This is a genomic window from Caenimonas sp. SL110 (genome assembly GCF_001044395.1).
Taxonomy (GTDB): domain Bacteria; phylum Pseudomonadota; class Gammaproteobacteria; order Burkholderiales; family Burkholderiaceae_C; genus Ramlibacter.
The window spans coordinates 1-16,035 of sequence record NZ_JANU01000023.1; the positions used below are offsets into that span (position 1 = coordinate 1).

The 16,035-nt window shown below is 65.5% G+C and carries 16 protein-coding genes; 5 read left to right on the forward strand and 11 right to left on the reverse strand.

The genetic code is table 11. From position 1 onward, the window contains the following. The first annotated feature begins 108 nt into the window (after positions 1-108). From tcuA to AQ12_RS12440, 3 genes are read left to right on the forward strand one after another with little or no spacing between them, the layout of a single operon-like run. Entirely contained in the window at positions 109-1,542 is a 1,434-nt protein-coding gene (tcuA, locus tag AQ12_RS12430) for an FAD-dependent tricarballylate dehydrogenase TcuA (RefSeq protein ID WP_048440246.1), read from the forward strand. Continuing rightward, positions 1,529-2,680, forward strand: a complete 1,152-nt coding sequence (gene tcuB, locus AQ12_RS12435; protein ID WP_048440247.1) for a tricarballylate utilization 4Fe-4S protein TcuB — start codon at positions 1,529-1,531, stop codon at positions 2,678-2,680. Before tcuA ends, tcuB begins: the two co-directional genes overlap by 14 nt. A 20-nt stretch (positions 2,681-2,700) precedes the next feature. Continuing rightward, a complete protein-coding gene (locus AQ12_RS12440; RefSeq protein ID WP_048440345.1) occupies positions 2,701-3,333 on the forward strand; it encodes a glutathione S-transferase in 633 nt (210 codons plus the stop codon). Here AQ12_RS12440 and AQ12_RS12445 read toward each other — a convergent pair. From AQ12_RS12445 to AQ12_RS12485, 9 genes are read right to left on the reverse strand one after another with little or no spacing between them, the layout of a single operon-like run. Then, complete coding sequence (locus tag AQ12_RS12445; RefSeq protein ID WP_048440248.1) at positions 3,320-5,107, reverse strand: response regulator; 1,788 nt, start codon at positions 5,105-5,107, stop codon at positions 3,320-3,322. The two genes, AQ12_RS12440 and AQ12_RS12445, sit on opposite strands and share 14 nt — an antisense overlap. After that, the gene (locus AQ12_RS12450) at positions 5,104-5,493 is read right to left on the reverse strand and encodes a response regulator (RefSeq protein WP_048440249.1); all 390 of its coding nucleotides are present in this window, start codon (positions 5,491-5,493) and stop codon (positions 5,104-5,106) included. Before AQ12_RS12450 ends, AQ12_RS12445 begins: the two co-directional genes overlap by 4 nt. After that, complete coding sequence (locus AQ12_RS12455; protein ID WP_048440250.1) at positions 5,490-7,244, reverse strand: transporter substrate-binding domain-containing protein; 1,755 nt, start codon at positions 7,242-7,244, stop codon at positions 5,490-5,492. The genes AQ12_RS12450 and AQ12_RS12455 overlap by 4 nt, the downstream gene beginning before the upstream one ends. A gap of 42 nt (positions 7,245-7,286) precedes the next feature. Further along, positions 7,287-8,063, reverse strand: coding sequence for an enoyl-CoA hydratase/isomerase family protein (locus tag AQ12_RS12460; protein ID WP_048440251.1), 777 nt, complete (start codon positions 8,061-8,063; stop codon positions 7,287-7,289). Between the two features lie 17 nt (positions 8,064-8,080). Further along, positions 8,081-9,328 carry a CaiB/BaiF CoA-transferase family protein gene (locus tag AQ12_RS12465; protein WP_048440346.1) on the reverse strand — a complete coding sequence of 416 codons (1,248 nt, stop codon included), beginning with the start codon at positions 9,326-9,328 and terminating at the stop codon, positions 8,081-8,083. Next, entirely contained in the window at positions 9,325-10,251 is a 927-nt protein-coding gene (locus AQ12_RS12470; RefSeq protein ID WP_048440252.1) for an acyl-CoA dehydrogenase family protein, read from the reverse strand. Before AQ12_RS12470 ends, AQ12_RS12465 begins: the two co-directional genes overlap by 4 nt. Next, positions 10,248-11,405 (reverse strand): acyl-CoA dehydrogenase family protein, encoded by a 1,158-nt coding sequence (locus AQ12_RS12475; protein WP_048440253.1) that lies wholly within the window; start codon positions 11,403-11,405, stop codon positions 10,248-10,250. The genes AQ12_RS12470 and AQ12_RS12475 overlap by 4 nt, the downstream gene beginning before the upstream one ends. Next, a complete protein-coding gene (locus AQ12_RS12480) occupies positions 11,402-12,223 on the reverse strand; it encodes an SDR family NAD(P)-dependent oxidoreductase (protein ID WP_082151566.1) in 822 nt (273 codons plus the stop codon). Before AQ12_RS12480 ends, AQ12_RS12475 begins: the two co-directional genes overlap by 4 nt. Next, positions 12,220-13,215 carry a tripartite tricarboxylate transporter substrate binding protein gene (locus AQ12_RS12485; RefSeq protein ID WP_048440254.1) on the reverse strand — a complete coding sequence of 332 codons (996 nt, stop codon included), beginning with the start codon at positions 13,213-13,215 and terminating at the stop codon, positions 12,220-12,222. The genes AQ12_RS12480 and AQ12_RS12485 overlap by 4 nt, the downstream gene beginning before the upstream one ends. Positions 13,216-13,393: 178 nt before the next feature. On the opposite strand from AQ12_RS12485, the gene AQ12_RS12490 reads away from it, so the two are divergent. Together AQ12_RS12490 and AQ12_RS12495 are read left to right on the forward strand one after the other, a co-directional pair. Then, the gene (locus AQ12_RS12490) at positions 13,394-14,203 is read left to right on the forward strand and encodes an IclR family transcriptional regulator (protein ID WP_048440255.1); all 810 of its coding nucleotides are present in this window, start codon (positions 13,394-13,396) and stop codon (positions 14,201-14,203) included. Positions 14,204-14,284: 81 nt separating this feature from the next. Then, positions 14,285-14,533: a hypothetical protein gene (locus AQ12_RS12495; RefSeq protein ID WP_048440256.1), complete on the forward strand. Its 249-nt coding sequence runs from the start codon at positions 14,285-14,287 to the stop codon at positions 14,531-14,533. Positions 14,534-14,566: 33 nt separating this feature from the next. Here AQ12_RS12495 and AQ12_RS12500 read toward each other — a convergent pair whose 3' ends face one another. Continuing rightward, positions 14,567-15,013 (reverse strand): hypothetical protein, encoded by a 447-nt coding sequence (locus AQ12_RS12500; RefSeq protein ID WP_152682779.1) that lies wholly within the window; start codon positions 15,011-15,013, stop codon positions 14,567-14,569. Positions 15,014-15,116: 103 nt separating this feature from the next. Further along, positions 15,117-16,025: a LysR family transcriptional regulator gene (locus AQ12_RS12505; protein WP_048440258.1), complete on the reverse strand. Its 909-nt coding sequence runs from the start codon at positions 16,023-16,025 to the stop codon at positions 15,117-15,119. Positions 16,026-16,035: the final 10 nt, after the last annotated feature.

Below are 16,035 nucleotides of genomic sequence, written 5' to 3' on the forward strand. Positions count from 1 at the left end.
CGCGGTCGCCGCTTCGCGGTGGATGCCGGATCGAGTCCGGCATGACAGCCGTAGGGGCGAGCACCGATGACAAGTTCCATGACAGCCGCAGGTGAAAGGTCAACAGCCATGCAATCGCGTGACCCGGGTGAAATCGATGTACTGGTCGTCGGCGGCGGCAACGCCGCATTGTGCGCAGCGCTCATGGCGCGCGAAGCGGGTGCGAGCGTGCTATTGCTGGAAGCCGCGCCGCGCGAGTGGCGGGGCGGCAACTCCAGCCACACGCGCAACCTGCGCTGCATGCACGATGCGCCGCAAGACGTGCTGGTCGATGCCTATCCCGAAGAGGAGTACTGGCAGGACCTGCTCAAGGTCACCGGCGGCCGCACCGATGAGCATCTCGCGCGACTGGTGATTCGTGCATCGTCGACCTGCCGCGACTGGATGCGCAGCCACGGCGTGCATTTCCAGCCGCCGCTGTCGGGCGCGCTGCATGTTGCGCGCACCAACGCATTTTTCATGGGCGGTGGCAAGGCACTGGTCAACGCTTATTACCGCAGCGCAGAGCGGCTGGGTGTGCAGATCAGGTATGACACCCCGGTGGTGTCGGTCGAGATGGACGGCGACCGCTTTGTTGCCGTGCACACAGCCGGTGGCGAACGCATCGAAGCCAGGACCTGTGTGCTGGCCTGCGGCGGTTTCGAATCGAACCGCGAATGGCTGCGTGAGGCCTGGGGCCAGAACGAACGCGGCGAGTGGCCCGCAGACAACTTCCTGATTCGCGGCACGCGCTTCAACCAGGGCGTGCTGCTCAAGCACATGATCGCGGCTGGTGCCGACTCCATCGGCGATCCGTCGCAAGGGCACATGGTGGCTATCGATGCGCGCGCACCGCTCTACGACGGCGGCATCTGCACCCGCATCGACTGTGTCTCGCTGGGTGTCGTTGTCAATCGCGACGCCCATCGCTTCTACGACGAAGGCGAGGACTTCTGGCCCAAGCGCTATGCGATCTGGGGCCGCCTCGTCGCGCAACAGCCGGGTCAGATCGCGTACTCCATCATCGACCAGAAGGCGGTGGGCCGGTTCATGCCGCCGGTCTTTGAAGGCACTGTTGCCAACACGCTGGCAGAGCTCGCGCAGATGCTGGGCCTGGATGTCGATACCTTCGTCAAGACCGTCAGCGACTACAACGCCGCCTGCCGCGTCGGCAGCTTTGATCACACCGCCCTGGACGATTGCCACACGCAAGGCCTGGCCCCTGCCAAGACCCACTGGGCGCGCCCTATCGACAAGGCGCCTTTCTACGCCTACCCGGTCAAGCCGGGCCTGACCTTCACCTACCTCGGGCTGAAGGTGGACGACACGGCGGCCGTGCGCTTTGGCGGACGGCCCAGCCCCAACCTGTTTGTCGCGGGCGAAATGATGGCGGGCAATGTGCTGGGGCAGGGCTACACCGCAGGCGTCGGCATGAGCATAGGCACGGCCTTCGGGCGCATCGCCGGAACGCGAGCCGCAATGGCTGCAACCTCTGTCAGGACGGGCGACCATGCAACAGCCTGAATCCCGTTCGCGCGTGATCCCTATCCTCACGGCGCATGAGGCCGAGGTCGGCCGGCAGATGCAGATCTGCAATTCATGCCGCTATTGCGAAGGCTTTTGCGCCGTGTTTCCCGCCATGACGCGCAGGCTCGAATTCGGCAAGGCCGACATCCACTTTCTGGCCAACCTTTGCCACAACTGTGGTGCTTGCCTGCACTCATGCCAGTACGCGCCGCCGCACGAGTTCGCGGTCAATGTCCCGAAGGCGATGGCGCAGGTGCGCGGCCAGACCTATGTGGATTACGCATGGCCGCCGGCCCTGGGCAAGCTCTATCAACGCAACGGGCTCACCTTGTCTGTGGCGCTGGCTGCAGCGCTGTCGCTGTTCCTGGTCATGGCGGTTGCGATGAACGGCACGCTCTGGAACGCCCAGCTCGGCGGCAACTTCTACCGCCTGTTTCCGCACAACCTGCTGGTCGGCCTGTTCGCGCCGGTGTTTCTGTTTGCCACATTTGCGCTCGCGATGGGGGTGATGCGTTTCTGGCGCGACATCACATCTGCGACCAGTGGGGCGCCGCTGTCCGCACCGGCAGCCGCCGAGGCCGCAGACGCCGTGCTGCGCCTGAAGTACCTGGGCGGCGGACACGGCGAAGGCTGCAACAACGAGGACGATGCGTATGCGCTGTCTCGCCGCCGCTTTCACCACCTCACGTTCTACGGATTCATGCTGTGCTTTGCAGCCACCAGCGTTGCGACCGTTTATCACTACGCGCTCGGCTGGGTCGCGCCGTATGAATTTCCGAGCTTGCCCAAGCTGTTGGGCGTGGCCGGCGGCATCAGCCTCACGCTGGGCACCATCGGCCTCTGGCGGCTGAACCGCAAGCGCCATCCCCTGCACGGCGACCTTGCGCAAAAGCCCATGGACCTGGGCTTCATCGCGTTGCTGTTTCTCACCAGCGTGAGCGGCCTGGCGCTATGGCTGGGTCGCGCGACTCCCGCACTCGCCGTGCTGCTGTGCCTGCATCTGGGCGCGGTGATGGCGCTGTTTGCCACGCTGCCCTATGGCAAGTTTGCGCACGGCATTTTTCGCACCGCCTCGCTGCTGCGCCATGCCGTCGAAAAGCGCAGGCCCAACCCGATCGGCCTGGGCGCCGATTGAAGCTCAGGCCGATGAAGTCCATGCAACGCCCGCTGCTCTACACCTACCGCCGATGCCCGTATGCGATGCGCGCACGCATGGCGCTGCTGCAGGCCGGCATCGAATTCGACGCGCATGAGATTTCGCTGCGCGACAAGCCCGCAGCCATGCTGGAGCTGTCACCCAAGGGCACGGTGCCGGTGATGTTGTTGCCCGACGGCCGGGTGATCGACGAGAGCCTGGACATCATGCGCTGGGCTCTTGAAGCCAGCGATGAGGGCGGCTGGTGGCAGCGTGCACAAGCCGCGAGTTGCCGCGTGCTCGTCGACATCAACGACGGCCCGTTCAAGCAGTTGCTCGACCGGTACAAATATCCCGAACGCCATCCATCGGGCGAGGGCCAGGCCTTTCATCGCGCAGAAGCTGTGAAGTGCCTGTTGATTGCGCTCGACCATGCGTTGGGCCGGCAGGCATTCCTGGGTGGCGACGAGCCGTGCGCAGCCGACATCGCCATCTTTCCGTTCGTGCGGCAGTTTCGCGCCGTCGACGAGGCCTGGTTCGATGCGCAGGGCTTTCACGCGTTGCAGCGGTGGCTTCGAGGCTGGCTCGAAAGCGAACTGTTCGAACGCTGCATGAAGAAGCCCGCGAAGGCTCCAGCAGCTAACCCACCGTGAATCGAATCGTCGCGCCGAGCCCGGGTGCGGCCTGCGCCCAGACGCGGCCCTTGTGCCTTGTCACGATGCGCTGGACGATGCTCAGGCCAATGCCGGTGCCGCCGAAATCTTCCATGCCGTGCAGGCGCTCGAAAGGTGTGAACAGCTTGCCGGCATAGGCCATGTCGAAGCCCGAGCCGTTGTCGCTCACGAAGTAGCAGTGTTGCCCGGCGATCGTTTCATGGCCGAACTCGATGCGGCCCGCTTCAGTGCGCGATGTGAACTTCCAGGCATTGCCGATCAGGTTGTCCAGCAGGATGCGCGCAAGTCCGGGGTCCATCAGTGCCTTCACGCCCGGCGCTATCACGACATCGACCCTGCGTTCGGGCTGCTCGTGGCGAAGTGTCTCCACCACCTGCGAGGCCAGTTCGCTCAGGTCGCATTCACGCGATCGCATGGGCTGGCGCGACACCTGCGCAAGGTCGAGCAGGTCATCGATCAGCCGTGACATGCGTGCGGTGTTGGCGAGCATGCGCTGCAGCATCGCGCGCGAAGCCTCGTCCAGCTTTTCTCCCAGGTTGCGAAGCAGCACCTGGCCGAATCCCGTCACCGATGTCAACGGTGCCCGCAAGTCATGCGAGACCGAATAATTGAAAGCTTCGAGCGCACGGTTGGCTTCGACCAGTTCGGCCGTGCGCGCCTGCACACGCTCTTCGAGTTCGGCGTTCAGGCGGCGCAGCTCGTCCTCGGCCTGCCTTCGCACATCTTCCTTCTCGAAATTCTCCAGCGCGAATGACACATCGCCTGCCATCTCGGCCACCAGGTCGCGCAGCGAATTGTTGAAGTACCCCGGCTCTTGCGCAAACAGGGTGAGCACGCCCACCACGTGCTGCCCCATGCGAAGCGGACAAGCCGCAGCCGCCCGCAAGCCCGACTCGCTCATGTCGGCGTGCAGGGAGGCCAGCGCCGGGTCTGCGAGCAAGTCATTGGAGATGTACACCCGGTCCTCGCCCACGGCGATTTCTGCGGGCGTGCGGCGCGGGCCTTTCAGGCTGAATTTGCCGGTGCGCGCAAACCACTGCGGTCCCGGCCCGTGCCAGGCCACCGGCACCACTTCACCGCTGGCGATGTCCAGCATGCCGATCCACGCCAGCCGAAAGCCCCCCAGTGTCACCGCCAGGCGGCACACGGCCTGGAACAGCTCGTCCCGCGATTGGGTCTGGACCATGGCCTGACTGGTCGCGCTCAGCAGCGCGTAGTGCCGGTTCAGCCGCTGCACATGGGCCTCGGATTCGGTGAGCGCGGCAACGCGCTGCTCCAGCTGCGCACTGCGTGTTTCCAGCTTGTGCACCAGCACCTGGCTGTACAGCCTGAGCGACTCTTCATCGTCCAGCGTCTGCTTGCGAGTGGGCTCGCCGCGCTGCGCCGTGCGCTCGAGCACCTCCAGGACGCGCGCCATCAGGGCCTGCGGTTCGGTCGGCTTGAGGAGGAACGCATCGGCGCCCAGATGCAAGGCAAGGGCCTCGTCCTGGGGCTCGGTGTAAGTGGCGGTGTAGACGATGAACGGAATCGGGCTCAGCCTGCTGTCGGCCTTCCAGCGCCGCAGCAGGGTGTAGCCATCCATTTCGGGCATCAGGAGGTCGCTGATGACCACGTCCGGCAGGTGCAGCAGCGCCGCGTCCAGGGCGCGCGTGCCGTTGCCGGCCTCATCTACCGTGAAGCCGTTGCCCTGCAGCAGCATCCGCAGCAGGTACAGGTTCTGTGCGTTGTCATCGACGATCAGGGCGCGCTTCACGGGCCGGCTCCGGCTGGTTGCGGCAACACGAATGATTCAACCGAGTCCACGAAGGTCAGCGGATCGATGGGCTTTTCGAGGTAGCCGGTGCATCCCGAGGCCATGCAGCGCTCGCGGTCGCCCGGCATGGCGTACGAGGTGACGGCGACCACGGGTGTGTGGCTCAATGCAGCAATGGCGCGCAGGGCCCGCACCACTTCGTAGCCATCCATGCCTGGCAACTGGATGTCCAGCAGCACCACGGCAGGGGCGACCTGGCGAGCCAACTCCAGGCCGGCAGGTCCGTCGCCAGCGTGCACGACCTCCCAGCCGCGCGCCTGCAGCAGGAATGTCACGAGGTAGCGGTTCTGCTCGTTGTCCTCGATCAGCAGGATCTTCCTGTTCATGCAGAACCTTGCGCCTTTTGCGCCCTTTGCGGGCTGAGTGGCAGTATCACTTCGAACACGCTGCCTTGCTGCCACACGCTATCCAGGCTGATCTTACCGCCCATCAAGCCCACGAGACGCTCGCAGATGGCAAGCCCCAGGCCTGTGCCATCGTGGTTGCGCGAGAGCGCCGAGTCGACCTGGCGAAACGGCCTGAACAGCAGCGCCATGTCTTCCTCGCGGATGCCGATGCCGGTGTCGGTCACCCGCATTCGCACGGCGGTTTGCGGCTCGGCACCGGCGCCCGGCCCGGCCTGCCACTGTCCAACCAGCGCCACATCCAGCGCGACGTGGCCGCGCTGTGTGAACTTGACTGCATTGCCCAGCAGGTTCAAAAGGATCTGCTCGACCCGGCGTGCATCGCCCGTCATCGCGTGGACGTCGTGCGCCACAGTGGCCGACAGTTCCAGTCCCTTTCTGGCGGCCAGCGGCTCCACGATGCCTGTCACCTTGCGAATGGACGCGGCCAGGTCGAAAGGCGCGCAGCCAACGGACAACTCGCCCGCCTCGATCCTGGAGATGTCCAGCACATCATTGATCAGCGCCAGCAGGTGGCGTGCCGATTCGCGCACCATGCCCAGTTGCTTGGCCTGTTCGGCATTGACCGGGCCGGCCATGCCTTGCAGCACGATGCCGGTGAAGCCGATGATCGAGTTGAGCGGTGTGCGCAGTTCGTGGCTCATCGTCGCGAGAAAAGCCGACTTGATGCGGTCGGCGGCTTGCGCGGCATCGCGGGCCAGCGCCAGTTGCTGCGAGCTGCGTTCCAGCGCATCGGCCCTGATCTGCACTTCATCGAGCAGCCGCCGGCGCTCGGTCGCCAGGTCTCGCTGGCGCAATTCACTTTCCTGCAATCGCCGCGCTGTGCGCCGCAGGATCACGGCCCAGCCCCAACTCACCAGCAGCAGCAAGGCCGCGACCGGAGCAGCCCATTTGAGCCAGGGCGGCACGACGATTCGTTCGTCACCGGCTGTCCAGTGCGCGATCGATCGGTAGTAGACCGAGCCTGAATCGCTCTTGAAGGCGATCAGGTGTTTGTCGATGGCGTCCAGCAGCGCGCGGTCGGCTGTCCTGGGCGCCGCGAAGTACAGGCGCGACGGATTGAAAATGATGGAGGTGTCTTCCAGGTCGCTCGCGGCTGCGTGACGCACCCCGTAGAAGCGGTTGGTCACCACCGCATCGGCCCGGCCCTGCGCAACCGCCTGGAATGCCGCTGCGAAGTCCGGCAACGGCACCAGCGTCACGATCATCGCAAAGGCCGATGCGGTCTGCCGGATGTAGTCCTGCTGCATCGAGCCCTCGACCACGGCCACGCGCTTGCCATCGAGGTCCACCAGGGAGCGGATGCCGCTGCCGCGCCGCGCATAGACCTGGTTCCAGCTCGACAGCACCATCTCGCGGCCGAAGGCATAAGAGCCTTCGCGCTCGCTGGTCAGCGCCACATCGGGCATCAGGTCGATCTCGCCGGCGGCCAGCCGCGCCATGCCTTCGCCGAACGAGCCGGGCACGTATTGAAGCGTCCAGCCTTCCTTGCTGGCGATCGCCTCGATCACGTCGATGAACATGCCTTCGGGCTTGCCGGCGGCGGTGTAGCCCAGCTTGGGGCTGTTCTGGTAGATGCCCACGCGTACCGTCTGTGCTGCCCATACAGGCCCGGCCAGAAGGTAGATGCACGCAAAGACGAAAGCAGGCAGGCAGGACTTGATGCGACCCATGGCGGTGGAAGATGAAAACTCATCCTACACGCACCAACCGCCTTATTTCCTGACGAACGCCTGCGCCGCCAGATGATGCTGCGGACTTGTCAGGGCGACCGCCTGTCCGGCAGCCTCCAGGGCCAGCATGGTTGACAGGTCGCTTTGCAGCGATGCGTCGAGCGCCTGCTTGGTGAGCGACAGCGCGATGGGCGAGCCTTTGGCGATGGACTGCGCCAGTTGCAGGGCGCGCGCATGCAGTTGCTGCCAGGGCACGACCTCCAGCGCCAGCCCCATCGCGTGCGCTTCGCAGGCATTGATCTCGCGGGCGGTGAGAGCCAGGGCCTTCGCCTGTTGCAGGCCCACGAGACGCGGCAAGGTATAGAGCGCGCCACAGTCGGGGATGAGCCCCACGCGCTGGAACACCATGCACAGCCGTGCACGGTCGCTCAGCAGCACCAGGTCGGCCAGCAGCGCGATGCTCATGCCTGCGCCAAAAGCCACGCCGTCCACAGCGGCAATCACCGGTTGCCTGAATTCATGCAGCGCAAGTGTCATGCGGCGATAGCGCTCCATGCCCTGCAGCGATTCATCGGCGCTGCGCGGACCCGCGCCTGCCATGTCGCGCACGTCGCCGCCCGAGCAAAACGCATGGCCTGCGCCGCGCAACACCAGCACGCGCACGCTGGCGTCTGCCGACAGTTGGCCCAGCGCATCGGTCAGCTCATCGGCCATGCGGCGGCTGAGTGCGTTGAGCGATGCCGGGCGGTTCAAGGTGATCGTGGCGATACCGCTGTCGGCTTGCGGCATTTCGCAAAGAATCGTTTCGTATTCGATCATCGTGCGTGCCTGCGCGCTCAGATCACGCGCTGCTCGCGCAGCGATGCGATCTGGGTCTCGTCCAGGGACAGCACGTCGCGCAGGATGCCGTCGGTGTGTTGGCCGATGGTTGGCGGCGCGGTGGCTGGCGGTGGCTCGGTGCCGGTGAAGCGGATCGGGTTCGCGCACAGCGTTACCTCACCGGCTGTCGGATGCGGCACGCGCTGCGCCACGCCGCGATGCACCACTTGCGGATCGGCAAACACCTCGGGGTAGCGATTGATCGGTCCGCTCGGAATGCCTGCCGCCTCCAGCGCCGCGAGCAATTCCCGCGCAGGCCATTGGCGCGTGAGGGCGTTGAAGACTTCGGCCAGCTCGCGGCGATGCGCCAGGCGGTGCGAGTTGGTGACAAAGCGCGGATCGTCCGCCAGCTGCGGCTGCCGCAGCACCTCGCAAAAGGCGCGGTACTGCAGTTCGCTGCCGCAGATCACGATGACGCCGCCGTCCGCGCATTCGAATGCCTGTGACGGAAGACCGCCGTTGCCTTCGGTGCCCCGGCGCGGCGGGATCACGCCGGCAGCCAGGTAGGTCATGACCGAATGCGTCTGGGCGGCGATGGTGCAGTCGAGCAGGGCGATATCGATGTGCTTGCCGATGCCCGTGCCGCCCCGGCCGTCGCGTTCATACAGCGCAGCCAGCACGCCCGACGCCGCGTACTGCCCCGCGATGAAGTCCGCGAGGCTGGGCCCGGTCTTCATCGGGCCGCCGCCGGGAACGCCATCGGGCAGTCCGGTCACGCTCATCATTCCGCTCATCGCCTGGAACACGGTGTCGTATCCGGGCAGATGGGCCTTGGGCCCGGTCTGGCCGAAGCCGGTGATCGAGCAGTAGATGAGGCTGGGGTTGAGCTCGCGCAGCGATACATGGTCCAGCCCATAACGCGCCAGGTCGCCGACCTTGAAGTTCTCCAGCACCACATCGGACCGCGCCGCCAGCCGACGCACCAGCTCCTTCCCCTGCGCAGATGCGATGTCGATGGTGATCGACTGCTTGTTGCGGTTGGCCGAGAGGTACATCGGCGACTCGCGCGTGTCGTTGCCATCCTGATCTTTCAGGAAGGGCGGGCCCCAGCGGCGCGCCTCGTCGCCATTGCCGGGACGCTCGACCTTGATGACCTCGGCGCCGAGATCGGCCAGGGCCTGGCCCGCCAGCGGACCTGCCAGGATGCGGCTCAGGTCCAGGACCTTGATGCCTGTGAGCGGCATGCGGGTGGGTGTATTGCTCATGCGCTTGCCTCTGTGGCCCACGTGGCTGCTGCGAGCGCCAGTTGCTGGGCATGTGCGCCGCCCAGATCCGCGCGCAGCATCTTCACGCGCGTGGTCCATCGATGCAGCGGATGCTCCAGTGTCAAACCCATCGCGCCCATGAACTGGTGCAGGTCGTAAACGACGGTGGATGTGCATTGCTGTGCGTGCGCGAGCGCACTGGCGGCATCGGCATGGCTTGCGCTGTGCGCGGCTTGCAGTGCCAGCCAGCGCGCGGCTTCGACTTGCACTGCCGCACCGGCCAGGCGGTGCTGAATCGCCTGGAACGCGCCCAGCGGACGGCCGAACTGGCGGCGGTCGCGCACATGCGTCACCACAGTTTGCAGCCCTGCGTCGAGGCAGCCTGCGATCTCGGCAGCAACGCCAATTCGCCAGAGCCGGCGCAACTCGTTCGCATCGACATCCAGCGTTTGCCACGCAAGGGCGTCAGCTGCGGTGAGCCGTCCGACCGGGTAGCCGTACGGGCTGTCTACCTGCGCCACATCGCTGTTGTCGAGCGCAGTCCATTGAACCGAGTCCCCGCGAACGCAGATTGCTGCGCGCGCGCCGGGTAACCACCGCGCAGGACGCTCGCGGTGGTCCCACAGCACAGCGCAGGTACGCGGCACTTCGGGTGCGAGCAGTGGCAGCACCAACGCTGATGCAACGAGTTCCACGCATTGCGGCAGCCGTGCCAGCCGCAGGATCATCGCAGTTGCGGCGACGGGGCCCAGCTCGTCGATCGATGCTGCTTCGAAGATGCCCACGCCATCGAGGTCGGCCTGCAGCGAGGATGAAATCTCGTAGTGGCTTTTGCCGAGAACAGCGAGGCCTTCGTGGTGCTGCGCGATGCGCTCCACCGCATCCAGCAGTGCCCGCTGGTCGGGATTGAAATCAAGGTTCATGCGCGCTCCAGGCGGGGTTCGCGTGGCAGCTGCAGCCACTCCTGCGCGACGAGGTTGAGCTGGATCTCCGCCGCGCCTGCGGCGATGCCGGCGGCAATCGCGCGTTCATGGTGAGCCAGCGCAAGAGGCCACTGGTCGCCGCAGAGTTCATCGCCGAAATGATCCAGCGCGAAGTCCGATACGGCGTGGTCGGCGGTGACCACTGCCACGCGCGCCAGGTTCGATTCGGCGCTCGGCGGCAGGCCGCGCGCGCGCTGGTCCACCACGCGGTACACCAGCACGCGCGCAGCTTCGCAGGCAGCCAGTGCCCGCGCTGCCTGGGCACGCACCGCGTTATCGCTGAACCTGCCCTGTGATTGCAGCTCGCCGACCATGCGATCGAGCACCCGCCGCGAGAACGCATAGCGGGCCAGCCCCACCCGTTCCAGCGACAGCGCGTAGCTGATGATGGACCATGCCTGGCCTTCTTCGCCCAGGCGTGCCGTGGCGGGCACCACCACATCGCTGAAGAAGACCTCGTGGATATCGCCATGGCCGATCAGCGAAGGAATCGCGCGCACGGTGATGCCCGGTGTATCCATCGGCACGAGGAAGATCGCGATGCCGCCCTTGCCCGAGCCGGTGCGTGCCAGCAGAAAGCAGGTCTGTGCCATGCCCGCATAGGAGGTCCATACCTTGCTGCCGTTGATCACATAGTCGTCACCGCGTGGGACGGCGCGCGTCGCCAGCGATGCAAGGTCCGAACCCGCGGAGGGTTCCGAGAATCCCTGGCACCACACCGAGCGGCCGGCAGCCATGTCGGGCAGGTAGCGCGCCTGCTGCGCAGGGCTGCCGTACTTCATCAGCGTCGCGCCGATGAAATTGACGTTCATGTATTGCGGGCCGCGCGGCTCGCCTGCGGCAAAGAGTTCTTCACCGACGATGAAGTGCTCCCATGCCGGTGCACCTCGCCCGCCATGTTCGACGGGCCAGTGCGGCACCAGCAAGCCTTCGGCGGCGAGCTTGGGGCAGAACGCCATCGAGAACGCAGTTTGCTCTGGCGAGCCGGGGCCGTGACGGCTGATGTGTTCCCAATCGGCGGGCAGCTCGCGTGCGAGCAGGGCGCGCACACGGCTGCGCAGTTGCGCCTGCTCATCGGTCCAGTTGAAATTCATGTGTTGTTGCCCTGCGCATTGACGCGGTGCAGGTAGCCCAGGTAGCCCATGGGGACGAAGCTGCCGCCATTGACGGGTATCAGCGCGCCGCTGGTCCACGACGACTCATCGCTCACCAGGTAGGCGCACAGCGGGCCGATGTCATCGGGCGTGCCCAGGCGTTGCAAGGGCACGGTTTCGACTTGCCTGCGGATGCGCGACTCGGTGTTGAAGACCTTGGCGAGTTCATCGGTCATCACCACACCGGGCGCGACCGCGTTGACGCGGATGCCGCGATGACCCCACTCGGCGGCCATGGTTCGCGTGAGGTTTTCAAGTGCGGCCTTGGCCGCGCCGTAGTGCCCGGTGCCGGGGTTGGGATACGACGCGCTGCGCGAGCTGATGTTGACGATGGAGCCGCCCTGGGTCATCGATCGCGCTGCAGCCTGTGCCGCAAAGAATGCGGCCTTGAGGTTCAGGTCCACCACACGATCCCATTGACCTTCGTCGATGGTGTCCAGCGGGCCTACATCGGAGGGTGCAGCGCTGCCGGCGTTGTTGATCCAGCCGTTGATGACGCCGAAGCGTTCGAGCGTCGCCTGAATCAGCCGCTGCCGATCGTCGGCGCGCGTGATGTCGCCTTGCACCGTGAGTGCTTCAACATCGAGTGCGCGAAGCTGCGCGGCAACCGCATCCAGCGCTTGCGCGTCGCGTCCGCTCACCACCACCTGCGCGCCGCAACGGGCCATCGCCAGCGAGATGCCGCGGCCGATGCCCTTCGCGCCGCCGGTCACCACGACGGTCTTGCCCTTGAGCGAGAACATGGATGCCTGCGTCACTCCGGCTTGTAGCCGATCTTGCTGGCCGCCTGCGCCCACATCTGCTGCTCGGCCGAGACCTGGCGCGAGTGGACTTCGGGAGCGCCGCCCACCGGCACCACGCCGGCCTGCACGAGGCGGGCGCGGATGTCGGGTTCTTTCAGCACTTCGTTGAATGCGACGTTGAGCCGGTTGACGATGGGGTCGGGCGTGCCTGCGGGTGCCCAGAAGCCGAACGAGAACGCGAATGCCAGGTCGGGTACGCCCACTTCGGCCAGCGTGGGCACGTCGGGAAGCGATGGCGAGCGCTCGGCCGCACCGTGCGCCAGCGCCTTGATGCGGCCTTCCTTGATCATGCCGACGTAGAAGAGCGGCACGTCGATGCCCATCTGGATCTCACCGGCAACCAGCGCGGTGGCGACCTGCGTGGAGCCCTTGTACGGAATGGCGACTGCATCGAAACCTGCGCGCGACTTGAGCATTTCGGCGGCCAGGAGAATGCTGCCTGCGGTGTAGCTGAAGTTGACCTTGCCGGGGTTCTTCTTCGCGTATTCGACGAACTCGCGGAAGTTGTTGACCGGCAGGGTGCCGGGCACCATGAGCGTCATGCCGCCGCGCGCAACGCACACCACAGGGCGCATCGACTTGAGCAGGTTGAACTTCAGGTCCTTGATGAGCACGGGCGTCAGGCTGCCGCCGCCCAGGAACAGGATGGTGTGGCCGTCGGCGGGCTGGCTCGCAACATATTCCGAGCCGATCAGGGCTGCGGCGCCCGGCTTGTTTTCGACCAGGACCGGCTGCTTGAGTTGGGCGCTGAGTTTTTCGCCGAGTGCGCGTGCGAGCGTGTCGGAGCCACCTGCGCCGAACGGCACCACGATGCGCACCGGCTTGTCGGGGTAAGCCGATTGCGCCGAGGCAGTCCACGGCGACATGCCGGTGATTGCAGCGCCTGTGGCAGCCAGCACCAGACCGCGGCGGCGGCTCGAAAGCGGTTGGGAAGAAGGTGGGCGCATGGTGTCAGTCCTCTGGGTGAGTGGATGATGGAGCAACCACATGGTGGGATACTGTTGATCCCGAATCCTGCGACTGCCGATGCCGGATTTTCGGACAAGGTGCAGCACGAGGGCTAGCCGATCGCTACAGGCCCAAGGGAAATCACCGCACTATTTGTTCCACATCATGGACACTTTTATGAATGCTCCCATCGACGAACCCTCGACTGACGCTGCCATCGGCGGCACCCAGGCCATTCGCCGGGCTGCAGCCGTGCTGCGTGCATTGGGCAAGGCCGGACCCCAGGGCTGCACGCTCGCGGAGGTTGCGCGCGACTGCGCACTCGCGCGCTCGACTGCCCATCGCATCCTGAGGTGCCTGGTCCAAGAGCGCCTGGCCAGCGAGCCGGGCGCAGACAAGCGCTACAGCATGGGCGAACTGGTTCATGAGCTGAGCCTCGCGCCATCGGCCAGCGTGCTGGAGGTCGCGCACTGGCGACCTGTCATCACCGCGATCTCGCGTCGCACCGGGGCGACGGCCTACCTCATGCGAAGAAGTGGCGTAGAGGCCGTGTGCCTTGCCAAGGCCGATAGCCAGGCGCTCATGCGATTCGTGCCGGTGGAGGTCGGCCAGCGTCGCCTGCTGGGTGTGGGGGCCGGTGCGACCACGCTGCTGGCCGCGCTGGACAAGGAGCACTGCGAGCAGGTCATCGCGCTGGTCACGCCAGGCCTGCGGGCTTATCCGCGCCTGAACCCCGACAGCCTGCGTCACGCGGTGCGCGTCGCGCGCAAGACGGGCTTTGCGGTGAGCCAGGGAACGGTGGTGGCCGATGGCTTCGGCATGGGCATCGCAGTGCCGAGCGCAAGCGGCGCGCCGCATCTGGCGCTGAGTATTGCGGCCCATGCGTCGGTCGTCACCGAGTCGGTCATCGCCGAGTGGAAACGCATCCTGTCGCAGGAACTCAAGGATGGGTTGGCGTCCAGTGGAGCAGGGCGAATTTCTGCGTGATTCGTGCTGCTGATGAGCCCCATTTGCGAGCGGATCACCGTATCCTGAATGCTGGATTGACATCATCACGAAGGACACACCATGCAAGAAAAAGCTTCCGACCCGCATCCCCTGAGCGACCTCGCGTACGACTGGATCACGCTCATGCAAAACAACGCGCAGGCCCTGCTCGCGTACGACCAGTACATCAAGGATGCAGAGGCGGCTGGCTCAGCCGAATGCGCTGCGTTCTTTCGCAGGGTTCACGATTCGGACAAGGCGCAATTGGCCGAAGCCAAGCACCACCTGGTGGCGGTGCTGCAAGGCAAGATGGGCATAGCAGCGCGCTGATTGCCTGCAATCGAAGGCCGCTGCGAGTCCTGCTCAGGACTTGTCGGCGGCCTTTGCCTTTTCGACTTTCACTTCGGCGTTGGCGTGTGCGGCAGCGGCCTGCTTCTGGCAGATCGACTTTTGCGAGCTGTCTTCCATCGAAGCGCACTTGGCCCGCGCCGACCTCAGATCGGCATCGGCCTTCTTTTGCATCTGCGCCGCAGCGGTGCCATTGCCCGATGCTGTTCCCGATGCGCCACTGGTCCTGGTGTTCTTGTCCGAATCGTCGGACTTCGCCTTGTCGGCGGTCTCCTGGGCCTTTTCTTTCATCTTGTGCGCAGCTTCCTTCGTCTTTTCGCCGATGTTCTTCGCGGCCTCCTTCACCTTTTCGGTAAACGTGGGGCCTGATGGCTCTGATTTGGGAGTCTGTTGCTGCTGGGCGAAGGCGGCAGTTCCGGTCAGCGCCAATGCGCATGCCAGAGTCGAGAGTGAAGTCTTCATGAATGTTCTCCTGATCGATTGCGAACAGGCCATCAGACAGCGGCATGGCGCAGGCAAGATGTCGGACTGAACCGGATATCTCCGTGGGACCTTCGTTGTGTCTTCATGTTTCAGGTGGCGCATGCGTGGCCAGGTGATCCACCAGCAGCTTCGCAGCCGGGGACAGCGCCTGCTCATCGCGAAAGCAGACGATGAACCGCCGCTGCGCCCACGCTTCAGCCAGCGGGATCACATGAAGCCCATACGCTGCCGCCTGCAGCTCAGCCACTTCGCGCGGCACCACGCTGATGGCGAGCCCGGCACGCACCACGCGCAGTGCCGCCTCGAAGTTGGAGACCACCACGCGGTGGATGACACTGCGACCGAGCCGGCCCGCTGCGCGTTGCAGCATCACCTGCACAGCGCTGTTGACCGGCAGGCTCACATGCTCGAAGGCCAGCGTCTGCTCGAAGCGCAGCGTCTTGCGCGATGCCAGTGCATGGCCTGCCGGCACAACGATGCACAGCTGGTCCGTGCGATAGGGGCGGCTTTGCAGCGCGCCGAGTTCGACCGCGTCCCAGCACACACCCAATGAAGCCATGCCATCGCGCACGCCGCGCACGATCTCGGGGCTGACGCGCTCTTCCATATCAACCTGGATGCTGCGATGCGCGGGCATCTTCAGGAATGCGGCCACGTCGTCGGCCAGCGACTCGGTCATGGCCGACACGCTGGCGAGGATGCGAACCTGTCCGCGCGCGCCGGCCACATAGCTTTCCATGTCGCGCTCGATGCGCGAGGCGCTGTCCATCATGCCGCGCGCGTGCTCCAGCAGCGTTTCGCCAGCCGCTGTGGGAATCACGCCATGTCGCTTGCGAACCAGCAGCGGCGTGCCGACCTGGTGCTCCAGTTGCGACAGCCGCTTGCTGATCGCCGAGCCGACGATGCTGGCGCGCTCGCCCGCGCGGGCGATATTGCCGGTTTCGCAGACGGCGATGAACAGGCGCAAGGTGGTGAGGTCGAGGTCGCGCAAGGTATTCCCG

What these genes read in the sequence shown, in the direction of transcription:
- tcuB (WP_048440247.1), top strand. Translation starts at nt 1,529, where the DNA reads ATGCAACAGCCTGAATCCCGTTCGCGCGTGATCCCTATCCTCACGGCG.
- AQ12_RS12500 (WP_152682779.1), bottom strand. Translation starts at nt 15,013, where the DNA reads ATGAAGACTTCACTCTCGACTCTGGCATGCGCATTGGCGCTGACCGGA.
- AQ12_RS12485 (WP_048440254.1), bottom strand. Translation starts at nt 13,215, where the DNA reads ATGCGCCCACCTTCTTCCCAACCGCTTTCGAGCCGCCGCCGCGGTCTG.
- AQ12_RS12465 (WP_048440346.1), bottom strand. Translation starts at nt 9,328, where the DNA reads ATGAGCAATACACCCACCCGCATGCCGCTCACAGGCATCAAGGTCCTG.
- AQ12_RS12490 (WP_048440255.1), top strand. Translation starts at nt 13,394, where the DNA reads ATGAATGCTCCCATCGACGAACCCTCGACTGACGCTGCCATCGGCGGC.
- AQ12_RS12440 (WP_048440345.1), top strand. Translation starts at nt 2,701, where the DNA reads ATGCAACGCCCGCTGCTCTACACCTACCGCCGATGCCCGTATGCGATG.
- AQ12_RS12495 (WP_048440256.1), top strand. Translation starts at nt 14,285, where the DNA reads ATGCAAGAAAAAGCTTCCGACCCGCATCCCCTGAGCGACCTCGCGTAC.
- tcuA (WP_048440246.1), top strand. Translation starts at nt 109, where the DNA reads ATGCAATCGCGTGACCCGGGTGAAATCGATGTACTGGTCGTCGGCGGC.
- AQ12_RS12455 (WP_048440250.1), bottom strand. Translation starts at nt 7,244, where the DNA reads ATGGGTCGCATCAAGTCCTGCCTGCCTGCTTTCGTCTTTGCGTGCATC.
- AQ12_RS12460 (WP_048440251.1), bottom strand. Translation starts at nt 8,063, where the DNA reads ATGATCGAATACGAAACGATTCTTTGCGAAATGCCGCAAGCCGACAGC.
- AQ12_RS12470 (WP_048440252.1), bottom strand. Translation starts at nt 10,251, where the DNA reads ATGAACCTTGATTTCAATCCCGACCAGCGGGCACTGCTGGATGCGGTG.
- AQ12_RS12450 (WP_048440249.1), bottom strand. Translation starts at nt 5,493, where the DNA reads ATGAACAGGAAGATCCTGCTGATCGAGGACAACGAGCAGAACCGCTAC.
- AQ12_RS12475 (WP_048440253.1), bottom strand. Translation starts at nt 11,405, where the DNA reads ATGAATTTCAACTGGACCGATGAGCAGGCGCAACTGCGCAGCCGTGTG.